At 47.3% G+C, this 21,626-nt stretch carries 14 protein-coding genes; 7 read left to right on the top strand and 7 right to left on the bottom strand.

Annotated elements, in window-relative coordinates; translation table 11 throughout:
* Window positions 1-27 precede the first annotated feature (27 nt).
* The 3 genes from SVI_RS17575 to uvrA all read right to left on the bottom strand — a co-directional run bounded on the left by SVI_RS17575 (window position 28) and on the right by uvrA (window position 6,267).
* The gene (locus tag SVI_RS17575) at window positions 28-1,881 is read right to left on the bottom strand and encodes a DEAD/DEAH box helicase (protein ID WP_013052994.1); all 1,854 of its coding nucleotides are present in this window, start codon (window positions 1,879-1,881) and stop codon (window positions 28-30) included.
* Between the two features lie 248 nt (window positions 1,882-2,129).
* Window positions 2,130-3,224: a M28 family peptidase gene (locus SVI_RS17570; protein ID WP_157608726.1), complete on the bottom strand. Its 1,095-nt coding sequence runs from the start codon at window positions 3,222-3,224 to the stop codon at window positions 2,130-2,132.
* Between the two features lie 205 nt (window positions 3,225-3,429).
* Complete coding sequence (gene uvrA, locus SVI_RS17565; protein ID WP_013052992.1) at window positions 3,430-6,267, bottom strand: excinuclease ABC subunit UvrA; 2,838 nt, start codon at window positions 6,265-6,267, stop codon at window positions 3,430-3,432.
* Window positions 6,268-6,585: 318 nt separating this feature from the next.
* On the opposite strand from uvrA, the gene SVI_RS17560 reads away from it, so the two are divergent.
* The 5 genes from SVI_RS17560 to SVI_RS17540 all read left to right on the top strand — a co-directional run bounded on the left by SVI_RS17560 (window position 6,586) and on the right by SVI_RS17540 (window position 10,671).
* Complete coding sequence (locus SVI_RS17560; protein ID WP_013052991.1) at window positions 6,586-7,953, top strand: MFS transporter; 1,368 nt, start codon at window positions 6,586-6,588, stop codon at window positions 7,951-7,953.
* A 77-nt stretch (window positions 7,954-8,030) separates the two neighbouring features.
* Window positions 8,031-8,717: a single-stranded DNA-binding protein gene (locus tag SVI_RS17555; protein ID WP_013052990.1), complete on the top strand. Its 687-nt coding sequence runs from the start codon at window positions 8,031-8,033 to the stop codon at window positions 8,715-8,717.
* A gap of 391 nt (window positions 8,718-9,108) precedes the next feature.
* Window positions 9,109-9,450 carry a curli production assembly/transport protein CsgE gene (locus SVI_RS17550; protein WP_231847869.1) on the top strand — a complete coding sequence of 114 codons (342 nt, stop codon included), beginning with the start codon at window positions 9,109-9,111 and terminating at the stop codon, window positions 9,448-9,450.
* 36 nt (window positions 9,451-9,486) lie between these two features.
* A complete protein-coding gene (locus tag SVI_RS17545; protein WP_013052988.1) occupies window positions 9,487-9,888 on the top strand; it encodes a curli assembly protein CsgF in 402 nt (133 codons plus the stop codon).
* A gap of 3 nt (window positions 9,889-9,891) precedes the next feature.
* The gene (locus SVI_RS17540; RefSeq protein WP_013052987.1) at window positions 9,892-10,671 is read left to right on the top strand and encodes a CsgG/HfaB family protein; all 780 of its coding nucleotides are present in this window, start codon (window positions 9,892-9,894) and stop codon (window positions 10,669-10,671) included.
* A gap of 627 nt (window positions 10,672-11,298) precedes the next feature.
* Here the strand turns inward: SVI_RS17540 and SVI_RS17535 are convergent.
* Entirely contained in the window at window positions 11,299-12,807 is a 1,509-nt protein-coding gene (locus SVI_RS17535; RefSeq protein ID WP_013052986.1) for a curlin, read from the bottom strand.
* A 13-nt stretch (window positions 12,808-12,820) separates the two neighbouring features.
* Window positions 12,821-13,249 (bottom strand): curlin, encoded by a 429-nt coding sequence (locus SVI_RS17530; RefSeq protein WP_013052985.1) that lies wholly within the window; start codon window positions 13,247-13,249, stop codon window positions 12,821-12,823.
* Between the two features lie 480 nt (window positions 13,250-13,729).
* On the opposite strand from SVI_RS17530, the gene SVI_RS17525 reads away from it, so the two are divergent.
* Window positions 13,730-16,240 (top strand): S8 family serine peptidase, encoded by a 2,511-nt coding sequence (locus SVI_RS17525; RefSeq protein ID WP_041420066.1) that lies wholly within the window; start codon window positions 13,730-13,732, stop codon window positions 16,238-16,240.
* 107 nt (window positions 16,241-16,347) lie between these two features.
* Here the strand turns inward: SVI_RS17525 and SVI_RS17520 are convergent, their stop codons facing one another.
* Entirely contained in the window at window positions 16,348-16,875 is a 528-nt protein-coding gene (locus SVI_RS17520; protein WP_013052982.1) for a DUF2059 domain-containing protein, read from the bottom strand.
* Between the two features lie 57 nt (window positions 16,876-16,932).
* Window positions 16,933-19,989 (bottom strand): M9 family metallopeptidase, encoded by a 3,057-nt coding sequence (locus SVI_RS17515; RefSeq protein ID WP_013052981.1) that lies wholly within the window; start codon window positions 19,987-19,989, stop codon window positions 16,933-16,935.
* A 414-nt stretch (window positions 19,990-20,403) separates the two neighbouring features.
* Between SVI_RS17515 and SVI_RS17510 the strand changes: the two genes are divergently transcribed.
* The gene (locus SVI_RS17510; protein WP_013052980.1) at window positions 20,404-21,447 is read left to right on the top strand and encodes an NAD(P)H-quinone oxidoreductase; all 1,044 of its coding nucleotides are present in this window, start codon (window positions 20,404-20,406) and stop codon (window positions 21,445-21,447) included.
* Window positions 21,448-21,626: the final 179 nt, after the last annotated feature.

The raw sequence follows: 21,626 nt of genomic DNA, 5'->3' as shown, positions 1-21,626 counted from the left end.
TTATTGTGCTAGTGAGATCATCTCAGATTAGCTCTCCTTAGGAGCGCCACCTTTACGATGTGGTTTTTTGTCACCTGATGCTGGGCGACGATCGCTTGAAGGTTTACGTGGACGACGTGCTGGACGGCTATCTCCGCCAGCAGGAAGTTCAGCACCTTCAGCTTCACGTATGTTCAATGGCTTACCACAAACACGCACTTTTCTAAGGTGTTGTAGTACATCTGCAGGCATTCCAGCTGGAAGGTCGATGGCTGTTATTTGATCGAATAACTGGATTTGACCTATGTAACGGCTGTCGATGTTAGCTTCATTAGCTACAGCACCTACTATGTTACCAACGCCAACGCCATTGTCACGGCCAACGTCTATGATGTAACGACACATCTTAACGTCTGGATTGTCTTTAAGTGAGTCAGCGGATCCTAAGTTACTAGGAGTTGGACGTGAATCACGACGTGGACGCTCACTGCGCTCACCACGAGCACCACGCTCACCACGGTCATTACGATCTCGAGTGTTACGTGAATCACGGCTATCACGGCTATCACGCTGACGTTCGTTCATTGCAGGTAACTGCAGTGGACGTTCTTTCTGTACTTGCTGAAGCAGAGCGGCGGCAAGAATATCTGTGTCGACTTCAAGTTGCTGACATAGCTGAGCTACAGCACCCTTCATGAAGTCTAGTGAATCTTTGCTGATTATCTCGGCTACTTGCTCACCTAAGCGAGAAAGACGACGCTCGGTCACAGACTCAGGACTCGGTACGTCCATAGGAGAAATACGGCTCTTAGTTGCACGTTCGATAGTGCGTAGCATACGCATTTCTCTGTGTGTCACAAACAAGATAGCCATACCCGAACGACCAGCTCGGTCTGTACGACCAATACGGTGAACATAAGCTTCAGTATCATATGGAATATCGTAGTTTATTACGTGTCCGATACGTTCAACATCTAGACCACGAGCTGCAACGTCTGTTGCAATAAGAATGTCTAAAGAGCCACGCTTAAGCTGGTCGACGGCACGTTCACGCGCCTGCTGGTTCATGTCACCATGAAGTGGCGATGATGCATAACCGCGGGCTTCAAGTTTCTCTGCAAGTTCTACACAGCTATTACGAGTACGTACGAAGATGATAATCCCTTCGGTGCTCTCAACTTCTAAGACACGAACTAGTGCTTCTAGCTTGTTATGCTGTGAGACTTGAACGAAGCGCTGTTCAATAGTTTCAACTGTCGCTGTGGTAGCTGCAATTTTAACGTGAACTGGCTCGGTCAAATATTTATTAGCAACACGCTTAATTTGCTCTGGCATAGTCGCAGAGAAAAGAGCTAGTTGACGTTGCTTTGGCGTATGCTCAAGGATCCATTCGATATCGTCGATGAAGCCCATTTTTAGCATTTCATCGGCTTCGTCGAGCACCATAGCTTTTAGTGAATCTAGCTTAAGTGTACCGCGACGCATATGGTCCATTACACGACCAGGTGTACCTACGATGACCTGAGGGCCACGTCTTAGGGCATTCAGTTGCTGGTGCATGCTCTGACCACCGTAAATCGGCAGTACATGTAAACCTTTCATATGTTTAGCATAGCTAGCGAATGCTTCGGCAACTTGCACTGCAAGTTCACGAGTCGGTGCCAAGACTAAAATTTGAGGAGCATTAAGCGAAGAATCTATGGTGCTAAGTAGTGGCAGTGCGAAAGCACCTGTTTTACCTGTACCAGTCTGCGCTTGACCTAATATGTCTTTACCAGCCATAAGAGGGATAATACTTGCGGCTTGAATCGGCGTTGGCTTTTCATAGCCAAGGTCGTCAAGAGAACGCAAAAGAGGCTCGGAAAGTCCGAGTTCGCGGAAAGTTTGTTCATTGGATGACATGGGTTGTAACCTTGTGGAATAGCAGAGTGCTCGTAAAGCACTTAGGTTTATAGACAGAAAATCAACCCCGTGTCGACTTCCCGCACCGAATAACGTATCAGTAAGCCGAATATTATAGCAGGGTGTAATTGGTATTACCAATTAAAGATGGGCTTTTAGCCTATATATGTAATAATTCTCTAGCAAATATCAAGCCAATTAATGAGTTAGCGAGTAGTAAATTTAATTTTCATTAGTAAATTTCATGTTTATTTTAAGGTTAAACTGTCAATAATCAGCAGTTGATAGGCCGATTCGCTCACAGCGGCCAGAAAATTAAGATCTATTTTGTCTATGGTATCGCTGCTCTTGTGGTAATCCTTGTGAGCTGGGACTCCAAAGTAAAGCCAGGGGATGCCTGCTTTATGTAAAGGATAGTGATCCGATGCTCTTAGCCAGTTTACTTTTTGGACTCGCCTTCCCTGGGGATTAGGGTGGTTAGCCTTGATACATAGGCCTGTTTTTTCGGTCAATGTCTGCTTTATCTTATCAAAATGGCTAAAACCCCGCCTGCCTTCGAGATAGATAGCATAGGGCCGACTGGGACGGCCCACCATATCCATGTTGATGGCTAGCTCTATCTGTTTTATTTGTGGGATGGCACTTAGCTGTTTGAGTTGTTCGACTAAGGCATAGCCACCAAAGAGGCCAGGTTCTTCGGCATCGGTTGCGACAAATAAGGTGTTAACAGGCTCTAGTAACAGCCCTTTTGTTTGCTCTTGGTGTGGGTCAGCAAGAGTGTCTGATTTTATTCGATTATGTTTTTCGACTTGGCTAGCTACTCGGGTGGCCACTTGTAAAAGAGCAGCAATACCAGAGGCATTATCGTCTGCCCCCGGATAAATGTTACGTCCTTTTTTACCTAAGTGATCGTAATGAGCGACAATGACCCGCCATTTGTCTGTGGGCTCATGGGCATAGATGACGCCGACCATATTGACCCCTATGCGTTCGCCGAAGTTATAGGGGTATGTAAATGGCACAGAGTATTCATCTTTCCAGGGGATAAGGCCTATGTCTCGATATCTTTGCTCAATATATTGCCTGGTTAATTCGGCCCCTAGGCTGCCAGTTTTTCTTCCCTCAAATTCAGGGGAGGTGAGTTTGGCTATATCGGCGTGAAGCTGGTCTGTATTGGCCCATAGGTGAGCGAGCTGAGTCTTACATCTGGCATAGGAGGAGTTTGAGTGACTGCAGCCTGAGATGAAAAGGCTGATCAACAGCAGAGTGGCGAGCATTACTAGCGGCTGAAATTTCAACTTAGCATTCGTTAGCCCAATAAGCCGATGAGGAGTTGGATCCATCCCGTTCCTTTGATTAACTGCCACTTGTTCTATTAAACTTAGCCTTATTTAAGCAGATATACACTAGGTATATCTTTAAAATCGGAGAATGCAGGCTTGGTCTCCTTGTTTATTCATCGAGCTTAACTAAGTGTAGGCCCAAGCCATATCGACTCGGGCCTACATCTATAGCTAGCTTATTCACAGCTAGCTTTACGGCTGGCTTTTAGCATTGCAGCAGAGGTTTAAGAAAACGTGCCGTATGAGATTCAGTATGTTGAGCGACGTCTTCCGGTGTGCCGCTGACCATGATGGTTCCACCTCCGGCGCCGCCTTCTGGCCCTAAGTCGATGATCCAGTCGGCCGTCTTGATGACATCCAAGTTGTGCTCGATAACCACTATGGTATTACCATGGGTTTTTAGCCTGTGTAAGACGTCTAGTAACAGCTGAATATCGGCGAAATGTAGTCCGGTTGTTGGCTCGTCGAGAATATACAGGGTCTGACCCGTGTCTCTTTTCGATAGCTCCTTGGCAAGTTTAACGCGCTGAGCTTCACCGCCTGACAGGGTAGTCGCGCTCTGGCCTAAGCTTATATAAGAGAGACCTACCTCCATCAACATCTGCAGTTTTCGGGAGATGGCTGGCACGGCATCGAAGAAATCGCGGGCCACTTCGACTGTCATAGATAACACCTCGTGAATATTTTTGCCCTTGTATCTGACCTCTAAGGTTTCACGATTATATCGTTGGCTCTTACAGTTATCACAAGGGACATAAACATCCGGCAAGAAGTGCATCTCAACTTTAATTAGACCGTCACCCTGGCAGGCTTCACAGCGGCCGCCCTTGACGTTGAAAGAGAAACGTCCCGGCTTATAACCACGTGTGCGAGACTCTTGGGTCGCGGCAAACAGCTCTCGAATAGGAGTGAAGATACCGGTATAAGTGGCCGGATTCGATCTGGGTGTTCTACCGATAGGGCTCTGATCGATATCGACCACCTTATCGCAGTGATCCATGCCCTTGATACTCTTATAGGGGGATGGCTCATCTACCGTGGCACCATTAAGTAGTCTGTGAGCTATCTTGTAGAAGGTATCGTTTATCAGCGTCGACTTGCCGGAACCTGATACGCCGGTGACACAGGTGAACAGACCGATAGGAATGGTTAGGTCCACATCCTGAAGGTTGTTGCCGCTGGCCCCAAATAGCTCGATGACCTTGTTGCTGTCGTAAGTCACGCGCTCTTCACTGATATGTATCTGTTTAGCGCCCGACAGATATTGGCCGGTGATCGAAGCCTCACAGTCGAGAATATCTTGCAGTGTGCCATCACAGATAACCTCGCCGCCATGGACTCCGGCTCCGGGACCGATATCGATAATGTGGTCGGCCATCTTGATCGCATCTTCGTCGTGTTCGACGACGATTACTGTGTTACCTAAGTCTCTTAGGTGAACCAGAGTCTGAAGCAGGCGCTCATTATCTCTCTGGTGCAGGCCGATAGAGGGCTCATCTAGGACATACATGACACCGACTAGCCCGGCGCCAATTTGGCTGGCGAGTCTGATCCTCTGGGCTTCACCGCCGGATAGGGTTTCCGCCGAACGAGATAGGCTTAAATAATTGAGTCCCACATTGACCAGGAAGCCGAGTCTGTCTCGCACTTCCTTAAGGATCTTCTCTGCTATCTGGCCCTTCTGCCCAGGGAGCTCTAGATTACTGAAATAGTCCATGGCCTCGCCGATAGACCATTCGGTCAGTACAGGCAGGTTAAGATCTTTTATAAATACGTTTCTCGCCTCTTCCCGCAGACGAGATCCACCACAGCTTTGACAGGACTGGGTATTGATGAACTTGGCTAGTTCTTCACGGACGGCGTTGGATTCGGTTTCACGGTAGCGGCGATCCATGTTGTTGAGGATACCTTCGAAAGGATGGTTACGTACCACCACATCCCCGCGGTCGTTGATATACCTGAAGGCAATACTCTCTTGTCCGGAACCGTATAACACCAGTTTGCGCACATCATCAGTCAGTTGCTGGTAGGGTTGCTCAATATCAAATTTATAATGTTCGGCTAATGAGCTGAGCATCTGAAAATAATAGAAGTTGCGTCTATCCCAGCCGCGAATGGCGCCGCCAGCGAGGGACAGCTCAGAATTCATTATCACCCGTTCCGCATCAAAATACTGTTGAACGCCCAAACCATCACAGGTGCCACAGGCGCCAGCCGGGTTATTGAAGGAGAATATTCTAGGTTCCAGCTCGGCCATGGAATAACCACAGAGTGGGCAGGCAAAGTTTGCTGAAAACAATAGGGTTTCTGTTTGGTCCTGTTTGTCACTCTCCATAGAGGCGACAGTGGCAATACCGCCAGATAGCTCGAGTGCCGTTTCGAATGACTCTGCTAGACGTTGCTTAATATCATCGCGCACCTTGAAGCGATCGACCACGACTTCGATAGTGTGCTTTACATGTAATTCTAATTCAGGTGGGTCGGTTAAATCGCAAACTTCCCCATCGATACGGGCACGAATAAACCCTTGAGCCGCTAAGCTTTCGAGCAGTTTTACATGCTCGCCCTTGCGGTTGTTGACCACAGGGGCCAGTAACATCTGGCGACTGCCTTCCGGTAGGTCTATAACCTTATCGACCATCTGACTGACCGTTTGTGCGGCTAGTGGTTGGCTATGGGTTGGACAACGGGGTTCGCCGACACGGGCAAAAAGCAGACGCAGGTAGTCGTAGATCTCCGTGATGGTGCCGACGGTGGATCTGGGGTTGTGGGATGTGGATTTTTGCTCGATAGAGATGGCTGGGCTGAGACCTTCAATCAGATCGACGTCAGGTTTTTCCATCAGGCTTAAAAATTGGCGCGCATAGGCGGAGAGAGATTCAACATAACGTCGCTGTCCTTCGGCATACAAGGTATCGAAGGCAAGGGATGATTTTCCTGAGCCTGAAAGGCCGGTGATCACTATCAACTTGTTTCTAGGAATCGTTAAGTCGATGTTTTTTAGATTGTGGGTGCGGGCGCCACGTACTTCAATCTTGTCCATCTGTCTCTCTATGGGCGGTAAAAAAGAGATCGATTATCGCATAAAAAATGATAAAAGCGGAGCTGCTTTAACCTTTGGTTACAAGAGCGCTGCGCTGCGAGCGCGTTCGCAGGCTCACTTCTAGGTCGCCAACAAGTTGGCTGCGAGACAAGAGCTAATAGATTTTTCTCGCAGGGTGACCCCGACTCAGTCACCGCTTTGCTGCGACTGAGTCAACTTAGGTAATCTCGAAGCCGTATTAAGCTAGCTGCTTTGCGCTTATAAACAGCTTCGTGATAACATGCGCGACTTATTTATGAATTCAAATCAGGGCGGAACATGTCCAATAACGGACTCTCAAAGACTGAGAAAAAAGTCGCGTTTTCATTAGCCGGTGTATTCGGTTTGCGCATGATGGGCTTGTTTATGATCATGCCTGTTTTTGCGCTATACGGGCAAGATCTAGAAGGTTTTTCTCCACTTTGGGTGGGGATAGCCATAGGCGCATACGGTTTAACTCAAGCTGCGTTGCAGATCCCCATGGGGATCCTATCGGATAAGTTTGGTCGTAAACCTATCATTCTCATCGGTCTAGTATTGTTCGCTATCGGTAGTTTGGTCGCCGCCAATGCCGATACCATTTATGGTGTGGTCGCAGGCCGGGCAATACAGGGGATGGGAGCTATCGCCGCTGCCGTGTTGGCCTTGGCCGCCGATTTAACTCGGGATGAACAGCGCACTAAGGTGATGGCTATTATCGGCATGTGCATAGGCTTCTCCTTCGCACTATCCTTATTGGTCGGGCCTATCGTCGCCCAATACCTTGGTTTATCTGGTTTGTTTGCTATGACGGCGTGTCTGGCGGTATTAGGCATGTTCATCGTGCAGTTTATGGTGCCGACTCCCGTAACGCATGCGCCGAAAGGTGACACTGTGGCGACACCTACCAAGTTAAAAGCCATGATCACCGACCCCCAGCTATTCAGACTCGATGCCGGAATTTTTATTCTACACCTAGTGCTGACGGCAGTTTTTGTGGCCTTGCCATTGGATCTGGTTGATGCGGGCTTAGTGAAAGAAAAGCATTGGATGCTCTATTTTCCTGCATTTATAGGTGCCTTCTTCCTTATGGTGCCTTTGATGATCATAGGGGTGAAGAAGAAAAATACTAAGGCCACTTTTCAGGTCTCTTTATTGATCATGATGTTGGCCTTAGCTTCGATGGCGCTGTTTGCCGACAACTTAGTGGTCTTGAGCATTGCCGTGGTGCTATTTTTTACCGGATTTAACTATCTGGAAGCTTCGCTGCCAAGTTTGATTGCCAAATTTTGTCCTGTGGGAGATAAGGGCTCTGCCATGGGGGTTTATTCCACCAGTCAATTTCTCGGCGCCTTCAGTGGTGGATTACTCGGCGGTGGTGCATATCAATTAGTGGGCGCTGCCGGTGTGTTTGGCGTCGCTCTTTGCTTGATGACTATCTGGCTGCTATTGACCTTAGGCATGAAGAATCCTGTACTGCTCAAGAGCTATACCCTTGAAGCTACAGTAGAAGGTAAAGAACAGGCCAAGGCGATGGCAACTGAGTTGTCTCTACTCCCAGGTGTTGCCGAGGCGATAGTTGTCTTAGAGGAGAGGGTCGCATATTTAAAAGTTGATGAGCATTTCGATTTGAGAGAGGCTCGAGCTGTGTTAGGCTCTGTCAGTTAATTCGCTGGTTCGGAGATTTTGTTTCGAAATGGGCGTAAAATTTATAGTAATTAGTAAAAATATCTCAGGAGATTTCAATGGCCAGTCGTGGTGTCAATAAGGTAATTTTGGTCGGTAACTTAGGGAAAGACCCTGAAGTTCGTTACATGCCAAATGGCAATGCCGTAGCCAACTTTACAGTGGCGACGAGTGAGTCTTGGAAAGACCAACAGGGTCAACAACAAGAGCGCACAGAGTGGCACAACATCGTCATGTACCGTCGCTTAGCTGAAGTTGCCGGCGAATACCTGAAGAAAGGTTCTAAGGTTTATATCGAAGGTAAATTGCAGACCAGTAAGTGGCAAGATCAGTCTACCGGTCAAGACCGTTATAAGACTGAGATCAATGCTAACGAGATGCAGATGCTCGATAGCCGTGGTCAAGGTGGCGGACAGCAAGGTGGCTTTGGTCAACAGCAAGGTCAGCAGCAACAATCTGGTGGTTACCAGCAGGCGCCTCAACAGCAGCAAGGCGGCTATCAAGGTGGTCAGCAGCAGGCAGCACCGCAGCAGCAAGCTCCTCAGCAAGCTGGTTATGGTCAGCAACAGGCTGCACCACAGCAGCAAGCTCCAGCTTATGCGCCTAAGCCTCAACAAGCACCACAGCAGGCGGCTCCTAAGGCTGCTCCACAGCAACGTCCTGCGCCTCAGCCACAACAGGCTGCTCCGCAACAGAACTTTACACCGGATCTCGATGACGGTTGGGATGATGATATCCCGTTCTAGGCCATATTAAGGAGTATCTTAAACAATACTCTTTATCTATGACTTGAAAACCTCGCTAACGCGGGGTTTTTTTATGCTCTTAATTCGAGACTGTGATAGCCGAGATAGCTCTTTGCGCTTACTTTTTACGAAATTATTACTACCCGAAAGTATTACTACTTTCTTCTAGTTTTTATTTTTAGCCGTAATTTTAGCCATTTTACTGGTCGTAAACTTGCGGTTTGCTGTTACTGTGGAGCCGTTAATATCTCTCACAATAACAATATAAGGAAATCACCCGTTGGCGCTGGATTCGGCATATGTACAAGACTATTAAGCCTAGGGGATGACTGAGTGTATGGTAAAAAAACTGATTTTAATTTCTCTCTTACTGAGCCTTGTTTGGCCTGTGATGGCTAAAGAGGATGACATAGAGATTAGCGGTCTAGTGATCGATAGAACCTTGACGCGCTTTGGAAAAGATTTCGGTTTCTACTATTCAGGATATTGGAGAGATCTCCCTTTTACCCAGGGATTTAATGTCACTCTATACGAAACAGTCTTCCCACAATCTGGGACACGCCTCACCTTAGAGGTGAATGGAACGGCTATTTATAGAACCCATTTTGGACGCCGAGCTAACCCTATTAAGGAGAGAGCGGAGCAGGCCATTCTAGTCACCATAGATTACATAGCTACAGTCAGAGCTAATGCGATAACAGGTGAGTTTGCCGATACCTCAGACGGTTACTAGCCAAGCTAGTAACCAAGATGATTAGGAATAAGAATAATGAATTACAGGATGTTATTTATGGGGGCCGCGCTATCGGCTGCGAATCTGGTGGCAAGCCAGGCTCAAGCCACCGAATTAGTTTATACCCCAATCAACCCAAGCTTTGGCGGTTCGCCTCTCAATGGCTCATATCTGCTCAATAAAGCCAATATACAGAATGATCATACGGCAGAAAGCACAGAGAAAGATTTTGTGACTCGTTTTAAAGAGTCACTGGAACGCAATATTCTCAACACTGTGACCCGTGGTGTGGCAAATGGTGAGATCACCGAGGGTATCTATGATACCGGTGATTTTACCATTGTGATTTCTACCGTTGGAGAGAATGTGATCTTGACTCTGACTAACCTCTTAACTGGCGAAGTGACTGAAATTGTCATGTCGTTAAACGGGGGATAAATAATGAAAAAGTTAATTTCTTATTGTGGCCTGCTATTGCTATCGGCTTGTAGCTTAATTCCTAAGCCCGAGCTCAATGTCACCAAGGCTGAGATTAATCCTGTGAGTCAAACCATGCGCGCGCTGCAGGCAAAACCTGGGCCTAAATACCCTATACCGGTCGCCGTCTATTCCTTCAGGGATCAGACTGGACAGTATAAGCCGCAACAGAATGTGAGCTCGTTTTCGACGGCGGTGACCCAAGGTGCGACCTCTATGCTGATCCAGACTCTGCTCGAGTCTAAATGGTTCACGCCGGTGGAGCGTGAAGGGCTGCAAAATCTGCTTACTGAGCGCAAGATAAGCAAGAAACAACCCCTGAAGTCGAAAGACGCTAAAGTGCCGCTACTGACCAATGCACGTTTGCTGCTTGAGGGGGGGATCATCAGCTATGAGACCAATATTAGTACCGGTGGTGCCGGAGTTGAATATTATGGTATTGGCGCTTCCGAGATGTATCGGGAAGATCAGGTGACCATCTATCTCAGAGCCGTCGATGTACACACTGGCAAGGTGATGATGTCGGTATCGACCACTAAGCGCGTCTTCTCCCAGGAGATGCGTGCAGGTTTGATCCGTTTTACCAGCTTAAATCGTCTGGCCGAAGCCGAAATAGGTTTCACTACCAATGAGCCGGTGCAGTTCTGCGTGCTTCAGGCAATAGAGCTCGCGGTGGCTGAGATCATAGAGAAGGGGATCGAGCTGGGATATTGGAATCAAGATGATTCATCAGTAAAGGGCTAATTACGAGAGTATTCGCAAGCTCACTTCGAGGACGCTGCGCTGCGAGAGTGTCCACAAGCTCACTTTGAGGACGCTGCGCTACGAGAGTGTTCGCAGGCTCACTTTGAGGACGCTGCGCTGCGAGATCGTTCACAGGCTCACTTCTAGGACGCTGCGCTTCGAGCGTGTTCGCAAGCTTACTTCGAGGACGCTGCGCTGCGAGAGCGTTCGCAGGCTTACTTTGAGGACGCTGCGCTACGAGAGTGTTCGCAGGCTCACTTTGAGGACGCTTCGCTACGAGAGTGTCCGTAGGCTCACTTTGAGGACGCTTCGCTACGAGATCGTTTGAAAGCTTACTTCGAGGATGCTGCGCTGCGAGAGCGTTCGCAGGGTGAATATGGTGAAGCCATTAGCTCATGAACGAGAGTCATGGATGACGAACTGGCTCTGTAAAAGGATTTAACTCACTTCGAGGACGCCAACAAGTTGGCTGCGAGAGAAGAACAAAAGCTTTTTCTCCCAGGGGCAGCCCGTCCTCGCAGTGACGAAGTCACGTTCTCGCTTTCTCGCTTTCTCACTTCATTATCAGTGCACAGAGAAAAGGGAGCCTAGGCTCCCTTTTCTCATCTAATTAAACGTTAACTAGCCTTAGTTCTGAATGACAACTGCCGAGTTGAAGTCACCGGTCTGAGTCACAGAAATACTGTTACCCATGCCAGTTTGAGAACCTGTCACTAAGTTATCCTTGCCGTTTTGGGCGACCATCAGGCTGTTGTCCATACCTTCGACGACAAACGCAGATTCATCTTCACCACCAAACCAGTTACCGTCACCTGTTTGAGTGACCATGACGCTGTTCTCATCGCCCATGATGATCAGGTCAATAAGGTTCAGATCGCCATTTTGAGTCGCTTCAACATCTGTGTTATCAAAACCGATAACAGTAACCAATGCTTCGTTTTCGTTACCATCTTGGTCGATATCGACTTCGTTGTCGCTACCTAGAATGTCGGCATAGCCGAAGTTTGTGTCGCCATCTTGATGCACTTCGATGTCGTTGTCATCGCCAGCGGCAAAGGCAAGTATTTCGTTGTTATCACCGTCTGAGCTCATGTCGATGTCATTGTCATCGCCATAGATACCGAAGGTAGCAAAGTTAGTGTCACCTTCTTGATCTAGGTCGATATCGTTTTCATTGCCTAAGACTTGGAATTCGGCGCCGTTGTTATTGCCCTCCAGCTCTAGGTCGATATTGTTATCCCTGCCCTGGATATCTGCAACTAAGGTGTCACCGATAGTGTTATTGTCGCCACGTTGAGTTATCTCAACATCGTTATCATCACCTGTAGTAAGGGCAAGGTAAGCTGTGTTGCTGTTACCTTCCTGGTTTATCTCGATTTCATTATCAGAGCCTACTAGTGAGTAGACAAAACCTGTGTTGCTATCGCCTTCTTGAGTCACTAAAAAGTTGTTGTTATCGCCTGCAACACCTTTGATAGCACCTAAGTTATTGTTACCTTCCTGATAGACTTCAACATCGTTGTTGTTACCTAGGTTTGGTGTGATGTCCAGTGACACCATGCCACCTACGTTGTTATCACCGTATTGAGTGATATCACCGTCGTTGTCATTGCCTTCGACACGGAATACGCTGAAGTTTCCGCTACCTTCCTGAATAACGATAGCTGAGTTAGTGTCACCTAATAGCTCTACTACTGCCTCATTTTGGCTGCCGTCTTGCATCACATCGACAAAGTTATCATTACCCGAAATAACGACATTGGCCTGGTTCCAGAAATCAGCTTGCTCGACTAAGGCTTCGTTGTCATTACCTTCAATATTTATATCTGCCAGATGCCAATCGGCTGCTTGATCGACTTCAACATTGTTACCTAGTCCCTTTGAATCGATATAAGCTTCTGCCCAATAGCCATCCTGAACTATGGTGGCTGTCTGCTCGTCGCCTTCTTGATTTAGTATCGTAGTGTGGCGGTCACCGGTTTGGGTGACAAAAGCTTCCTGACCAAGCACATCACCTGCGGTGACAATAGTCTGGCTTACAGTGGCACTATTATCCGTGTTTGCTAAAGCAGATGAACTCATTCCGAGCCCTGCGGCGATTGCTAAAGCTATGATCGATTTTGTTTGCGTTCTCATTTGACGCTCCATGTTAATATTGAGTTATTGTGATTGCTGCCCCGTCTGCAATCTGTTCAATTGAAAAATTAGCGCTTCCCAGTTGATTTAGTTGAACCAAGTTGTCATTACCTATCTGAGTAATATCGGCTTGATTGCGAACACCAACCTGGAGTAGTTCAACTTCATTGTTATCACCGTGTTGAGTGATATTGGCTTGGTTATCGAGACCGACTTGATCTAGCTCTATGCTGTTGTCATGACCTGACTGCAGTAAGTAAGCCTGATTAAGTACACCCGATTGAACCAAGTTAATGAAATTACCTCGCCCATTAGTTTCAAGTAGAGTTTGCAGAGTGATAGCTAGTTCATAATCTTCACTGTCTTGTAGTTCTTGGCTATGCGCATAGAAGCTACTGGATAGCAGAATGATGATGGATAGAGCCTTAGTTAAAGCCTGCACTTAACACCCCTTTACGAGTTGCTTGTCATGACATTAGATGCGTAATACTTGCAAACAATTACCGTGACTCGCGATGAATTCCTCTGACTTAGCTAAGTTTTTAGCTAAGCCAAATTTGATATCCAAGGTACTTACCGATTAAAAATGCCGCAATCGGAAGAAGGTATATTTATTCGATTTATTTTTTCAAGCTAATAAAATGCTGTAATCAATTGAAATGTATTGGCATTATCCTAAAATCGATTAAATATCCTTTAAATGTATAACCCTATATAACTAGTAACAAAGTTGTAAAAAATGTTAACGCCCTTTTAAATCTTGCTTTTGTGTGGCAAAAATTCACGGGTTAATAAGTGCCGGTTACCATGCTGTGACTTTCGAGGCTTACTTATACCTCTGGGTATTAGGTCAAGGAATGACGCTGTAAAGGGATGAAGTACCGGATTGGGGAATTTTAAAGGATTAATAGGAAATCAGTTTATGTTGAACAAACTGTCACCTCTGGCGATTGCCATTGCAGGGGTTATGGCTGTATCTGCGCCAGTACAAGCAAAATCAATTTCTAACCATGAATATGTGAAAGATTCGATTCTCGTTGTGTATAAAGATAATACGACTAAGAGTGAGCGACTTTCGGCTCAGCGACTAGTCAGGGGTTCTATTCGAGATCTCAATGCCGACGGTATCGATGATAAATTTTCTCGCTTACTCGATGGTCGTTTAGCTAAATTATCTCTACGTTCAGGTGCCAATATTGACGAGGCGATTAAGGTCATCAGTAAGCACCCAGCGGTTAAGTATGCCGAGCCGAACTATGTGATAAAGGCCATAGGAACACCGGATGATCCTGACTTTGTCTCCCTTTGGGGCATGAACAACACAGGTCAGGATGGTGGAACGGCCGATGCCGATATCGATGCAGTTGAAGCCTGGGATATCACCACAGGTGATACCAGCGTAGTCGTAGGTGTTATCGATACGGGTGTCGATTATAACCATGAAGATCTACAGGGAAATATCTGGACTAACCCCAATGAGATCCCGGGTAATGGTATCGATGATGACGGCAACGGCGTTATCGATGATATTCACGGTTACAGTGCCATCAATGACAATGGCGATCCTATGGACGGTAACGGTCATGGTACCCATGTATCGGGCACTATCGGTGCAAAGGGCAACAATGGTATCGGTGTTGTTGGTGTAAACTGGGATGTGTCTATCGTAGGCTGTCAATTCCTCGATGCGAGTGGTTCGGGTTCTACCGCAGGTGCGATAGCCTGTATCGATTACTTGACCGATCTTAAGATTAATCATGGTGTCGACATCAAGGCGACCAACAACTCATGGGGCGGCGGTGGATTTAGTCAGGCGCTAAAAGACTCAATCGATTCAGCTGGCGATGCTGGCATCTTGTTCTTCGCCGCGGCGGGTAACGGCGCGTCAGATAATGATGCGACTCCCAGCTATCCGGCAAGTTATGATTCAGACGCTGTGATGGCGATTGCCAGTACAGATCGAAATGACAATATGTCAGGCTTCTCACAGTGGGGCTTAACCAGTGTCGATATGGGTGCACCTGGTTCATCCATTCTATCGACGACTCCGGGTAATAGTTACTCGACCTACTCAGGGACTTCCATGGCAACGCCGCATATGACAGGTGCTGCCGCTCTGGTTTGGTCAATCAATCCGGATCTGAGCCTTGCTGAAATGAAGCAATTGCTGATGGATTCAGGTGATGTGAATGCCGATCTAACCGGTAAGACAGTTGCCGGTACTCGGCTCAACGTAGCGACTGCGTTGGACATGGCCGATCCTTCTCCAAGCTACCGTTTCACTGCGACGCCAGTATCTCAAACTGTTGAGGCAGGTTCAGCTACCAGTTACGACTTCAGTGTCGGTAGCGTAGCGGGTTGGGATGATACTGTTGCGCTAACGGTAGCCGTTTCACCAGCATTAGCTGGCGTTACTCTGTCTACCGATACTGTGATGGCGGGTAATATGTTTACCGTCGATGTGATGACTGCAGATAATGCGGCATGGGGTGATTATACTATTACCGTTTCCGGTGATGATGGCATGATCCAGAAGGACAAGTCAGTATCTCTGACTGTACTGCCACAGGGTCTTGAAGACTTCACTTATCGCAACGATTCATCTGTAGATATTCCTGATAACGACGCAGCAGGTATCACCAGCACTATCGAGATCATCGATGTGGTACAGATCTTCGGCGTCAATGCCGATGTCAATATCACCCATACCTGGAGTGGCGATCTACTGGTGACTCTGACTTCCCCAGCCGGCACCGAGGTTGTTTTGTCGAATCGCGCCGGTGGAAGTGCTAATGACATCATCAAGAGTTGGGATCTAAGTGATTTTAACGGTGAGATGCTTGCCGGTACTTGGACGCTATTTGTCAGTGATAATGTTAGTGCTGATACGGGTACATTAAATAGCTGGGGCATGGTGGTTTCTGGTGTCGGTGATGCGGCTCCTGCTGCACCTGTCGCTAGCTTCGATTACAGTGTCGATAGCCTTAATGTGGTATTTACTAACACGAGTACCGATGCTAATGACGATATCGTCAGCTATAGCTGGAACTTTGGTGATGGCTCTGCATCTGCCGATATGAGTCCTAACTATGTGTATGCTGCTGCAGGTACTTACTCTGTGTCTATGACTGTGACTGATGCCGATGGCAACGAAGACATGGCTATGTTGGATGTTGAAGTATTTGAACACAGCATCACATCTGCTGTTACTCGCGCTAAGGTATCACGCCGCGGAAGTGCTCTGGTCGATCTGACTTGGGGTGGTGCTTCTGGTGAGTCTGTGAGTATCTATCGTGATGGCGTGATGATCAAAACCACAGCGAACGATGGTCGTTACCGTGATCGTTTCACTGATGCACCTGCATCGGTTGAATACAAGATCTGTGAAACCTCTACTAGCCTATGTTCTGACCCAATTACGGCTCAGTTCTAAGCTAAGAGACTCGAGGCACTTAGATGTGCCATAAGGAAAATCTTCCTTGTTAGACAGCGGCCTTAGGGCCGCTTTTTTTTGCTACTTGTAGATGAAATTTGAGCAGATTAGTGTTGGTGACCGCTAGTCGACTGGCTAGGAATATGGGATTTTTCGATGCCAGTAGCTAGCTCGAGTTGAGTGATGTTCTGTTTGAACTCTCCCCTGATATCCCTCATCTGAGCTTGCACCAGTTGGCTGGATTGTCTTAAGGTCCCAGGCATATTTTTTAGGTATTTCTTGCCAGTCTCGGTGCGGTAGAAGGCGGCGATATCTTTGAGTTCTTGCTCCTTGTAAGTACTGGTATAGAGGGTGATAAACTCAGGCTGGATCCGTTCCCAGTTGAGTCGCTTGTTAGCGAGTTCGAAGGCTTGCTCCCTGTATTGGGTCTCAATCTCTCTATGCTCCCTCTTTAAGGGCAAATCTTTAACCAGATGAGCATAACTGGCCTTGAGCTGATACATGGCCTGAGGAATAACGTCTTGAGCTAAGGTTGCATCGAGTACAGCCTGTGCTGCCGCTCGATGAGAGTCTTGATCTGCATGACTTGGGCTGCTGAAGACTAATAGCAGGGCTATAGGGGCGAGTATTTTCATTGTAACTCCAGATAAGGAACCTAGTGCTTAAATCCAAGCACTAGGTTCCTTGGTTTATTACTTCAGATCTGCCTGAATGGCCACACCTGAGCTGGTAACTTCACTTTCTAAGGTGATGTAATACCAACCTTCGATGGGGTTGTTCACAGTGAAAGATTCACTGGTGCTGGCAGCATTAGTAGAGGAAGCCGAATTCGACTGAGCACTGGGCCAGCTAGTGCCACCATATAGGCTAACATCACCTGTACCGTGGGCTGTCGCGACTGTGAGCTCAGTGGTACCTGCATCGACCCAAAGGCTGTAGTAATTAATGCCGTCGGCGCTACAGACTGCCGATCCCGAGGTAAGTTGAATATCACTCACTGGGTTTAGTGTCTGACAGGCATCATTGATATTACCCGCTGGTGGCGTCACTGGTGGAGTACTACCGCCAGCTAAGCTTACGTTAAGGGTTACGCCGCTATACTCGGTATCAGTATCTATCACTATATAGCGCCAGCCTATATTAGCCGTTACTTGGATAGATTCCTCGTTACCTGCATTGGTTGAGCGAGCGTGTGCATTAGTAGCATCGGCCCAAGTATCTGCGTTGTAATAGAGGCTTGCATCACCGGCTCCGCCAGATGTAGTGATGGTTAACTGAGTATTATCCTCTTCTACATAGACGTAGAAGCTGCTTGTACCACCGCTGATACACTCATCCTTACCAAACGTTAGCTGACCATCAGTCATGGTTGTAGTGCCACAATCTGGGGTTGGATTTGGATTAGGATCTGGGTTCGGGTTCGGGTTTGGATTAGGGTTAGTTCCACCACCTTGAGCAGGATCCGGATCGGCAAATACCTCTGAGGTGCTGACGAGTAGATCTAGTCCTCCATATTCTCCTGAGAGTGTCAGGTAGTGCCAATACTCATTTGGATTCAGGGTGACCTGTATAACCTCATGGTTACCATTGCCTATGCCGAAACCATCATTGACCTCACCGCTTGCCCAACCTGTGGTGCTGTAATAGATATCGGCATCACCCCATCCGCCGCCAATCTTAATCCAAAGGGTTTGGTTGGTTCTGTCTACGTTGGCGAAGGCGAAACTGGCTTTGCCATTTTGGGAGTCGATACACTCCATTGGCTGATCTATGACCAGAGATGCATCAGTTGTGTAGCGAAAGGCTTCACTGGTTACGGTACAAGCTGAGTAGTCGGTACTTATGGCCGATACAGGTCCAGTCCAGTTACCCTCTTTACCACTCGCTAGCGCGGCGGTATCTGATGGGCCGTGATCGATAATGCCATTATCGACAATGTTTAAACCACTGGCGAGCCAGCCGGTCCATTCGTTGTCATAGCTAGTACCGATATTATTCATAAAGGTTTGATATTCAGTGTATTGATCGTTTCTTAGGTAGGCTAAGATCTGATCCACATCGGCCTTATGATTCTCGAACATGAAACGAACTGCCAGGTAGCCCCAACGATAGATACGATCTTGGCCCGAGTTGTAGTTATTCTTGAATATGGTTGAAAGTGGGAACTCTCCGGTTTCACCCATAGTGACTGCCGTAGTGTTGGCATCACGGTAAGAGATGTATTCGGCTAAACCTTCAATCCACCAGATAGTATCAACTGAGATGGCACGGCCGAAATCACCCTGAAGGTTATAGCGACCATCTAGATAATGAACATATTCATGTTGTAGGTTCCAGACATGGAAATCGGGTCTGCGCCACTCGGCCTCATAGGCGATGAAGCGTGCCTGATTCTTAAGGCCTGCTGGTGAGCCTTCCAGATACATACCACCATTATTGGTGGCGATACCGAAGAAAGTCCCCGCATAAGATTGATAATCATTAGAGCTGTCGAAGATGATCAGTTCCAGATCGTCATTATTGTCATTAACAACAGGAGTGTTTCCCGTAGATAACTTGCTGTGGAAGTAGGTCTCTTGATTGCTAAGTACATTACAAGCCCAGCTGGCCTGATCGCGATAGAGATCTTGAGCGCGTATCTTGAGGGTGGTCGAGCACTTCCAGTTGAACGTTAAGGTCTCGGCTTCTAGCTGCGCCTTAAAGCCACAAATGTTGTAATAGTTACAGTTAGCACGGTCGTAGTAATCGGCCATCTCGGCGGCGGCCATCCAGATCACCTTAGACGCATCGTTCTTACTGCTGCTGTCGAGAACGGCCTTGACTAAGGTCTTGACTCGACTGGTCATGGAAGGGATATGGTACAGACGTGACATCTCACGTACGGCATTGGTCAGTACGTACTCTGCATCTGTGCCTACCAGATGACGATTTCTCAATTGGAAATTGTTCATCGAATCGAGAATGGTGTGGTCTGTGGCAAAAAGCGCCTTCATAGGCTCATCCCACTGGGCGCGGAATATGGTAGTGAAAATCGAGTTTGCAGCGGCATTCATACCAAAGTTTACTTCCCAGCTAGCATCGTAGCGGGAGAGTACTTCTTTGGTTATATGGTTGAAGTCGGCGCCTAGACCTATAGAGTCGATAAGGATTAGGGTCTCTTTTAATACGCCCGAATTTGCTGTCGACACGGTCCAGATATTAGCGTTGTTAAATAAGCCAGTGATCTGCGTCTTGATGTCTGACTTTACTCCGGTCGAGTAGGCCGGTACATCGTTAGGGCTATAGAACTGCACATAGAGTGCGGCGCGCTGGAAATAGATCAGTGACTCGATACCTGTGGTATCAACTCCCGTGTAGCTAGGTGCACGATCACGTACGGCAGCGGCGACAGTGCGCATATTCGACTCGCTGAATAGCGCCGTAGCATCTGGGCCTTTCAGGTTATAAAGTGGGCTAACGCACTGAGGATCTGAGTTGGCAAGCTCAGTGACCAATGCATGGCCATTGAGTCCGATAAATGCGCTACAACCGGTAGCGGCCATGGGGCCAGTGAGTCCTAAAGGGCCTGGTGCTGCAAGGGCCGATGTGGATTCTGCATTGGCCCAAGGGGAGCCAGTTCGAGTTAGAGCTTGAGTGGGTGAGACTAGATTAGAGGCTAGGTTAGTCTCGTGATTACTTACTTGTGTGTTACTCATTGCACTGAAGCTAGTGGCTAAGCCAAGTGCGACGACCAGGGTTTTAAGTTTCATGGGGTCTCCATTATTGTTGATTGCTCCTGATGCCTAGTTGGCTCAGGATTTAACTGTCTGCTGAGCAGATCTTGTAGATATAAAAGAAGTGACCACATGCATGAAATCTGACTATGCAACACTTTCAATTGGTGTTGGTGTAACAAAAATATAACAATATAGACATAAAATATAATATACAATATAAATTTGATGGTTTTTTGTTCATACTTGTAACAGGTTAATTGTTTTTGTTCTTAACCGTTTGATTGATAGTGTGTTTTGTCGATTTTGTTAGCTTTGAATAAATTTATAATGACTTATTTCTGGTTGAGCACTTAAGCTGAGATCTGTAAATTACTCATTTTTGATCTATTGATTCGAGGCATCTAGGGGTGTATTTATAAGAGTTCATCAATAGAAATTGGTATCACTATGCCTAACACTTCACTAGCCAAAAATTATCTTCATGTGGATTTTGAGCATCCAGGCGACGCCGATGTAATGCTTCTCAAGCGCTCTCCCTTGCCTAACCTTACTAAAGAACAGGTATTGATCAAGGTCGCTTACGCCGGAGTCAATGGTCCCGATGTCGCTCAGCGAAGGGGAGCTTATCCGCCTCCTAAGGATGCGAGTCCTATTTTGGGTCTGGAAGTAGCGGGAGAGATCTGTGCTCTTGGAGATGGAGTTACCCAATGGCAACTTGGTGACAAGGTCACGGCTTTAGTGCCGGGAGGAGGCTATGGCGAGTATGTGGCTACGTATGCCTCTCATTGTTTACCCATACCTCAGGGCTGGACTCTGGAGCAGGCCGCGGCTATTCCGGAAACTTTCTTCACTGTGTGGGGAAACCTGTTTATGCGAGCAGGGTTGAAACCTGGGGAAACTGTGCTTATTCATGGTGGTTCAGGTGGGATCGGCAGTGCTGCAATAGCCCTGGCTAAAGCATTCGGTGCCAGAGTCATAGCCACATCGGGCAGTGATGATAAATGTGACTACTGTCTGAGTCTCGGGGCCGATCTAGCCCTAAATTATCAGGATGATTTTGTTAAACCTGTGATGGAATACACCTCAAATATGGGCGTTCAGCTGGTGTTTGATATTGCTGGTGGTGATTTTATCAACCAGAATTTGAAGGCGTTAGCTGTCGATGGACGCATGGTATCTGTTGCCATGCAAAGAGGGGCTCAGGCACAAGTGGATATATTCAGGATCATGGCTAAGCGCATCATCTGGACTGGTTCGACTTTGCGGCCCCAGAGTGTAGAGGCTAAGGCCAAAATTGCTGCCGAATTACGGCAAAAGGTTTGGCCATTACTCAATATGAGTCAGCAAGATCAAGCTAATATTAATAAGCTAGTACCAAATATATCGGCTAGATTCACTCTGGCTGACACTATCGCTGCCCATAGACTGATGGAGTCGGGTCGGCACAGAGGGAAAATAGTGTTAACTGTTCAGGAGCCTGAGACCAACTGATCTCTGGTTTACATCCTGGATAAGTCGTTAAGGCCGTTGTAACAGTAGCGATAATGGCCGTTTCAATAGGGATGAGATATTTTCTAGTATCGCCGACATCTCACTGTCATAAGACTAGTCCAGTATCTCAATTACCAGCTTCACTCTAGGTTAAGCAAGTCAGTCTGGGGCATTTGTTT

Origin of the sequence: Shewanella violacea DSS12 (genome assembly GCF_000091325.1) — a bacterium.
GTDB classification, from domain to species: Bacteria; Pseudomonadota; Gammaproteobacteria; order Enterobacterales; family Shewanellaceae; genus Shewanella; species Shewanella violacea.
Note: the sequence above shows the minus strand (reverse complement) of the source record. Positions and strands in the feature narration are given on the sequence as shown.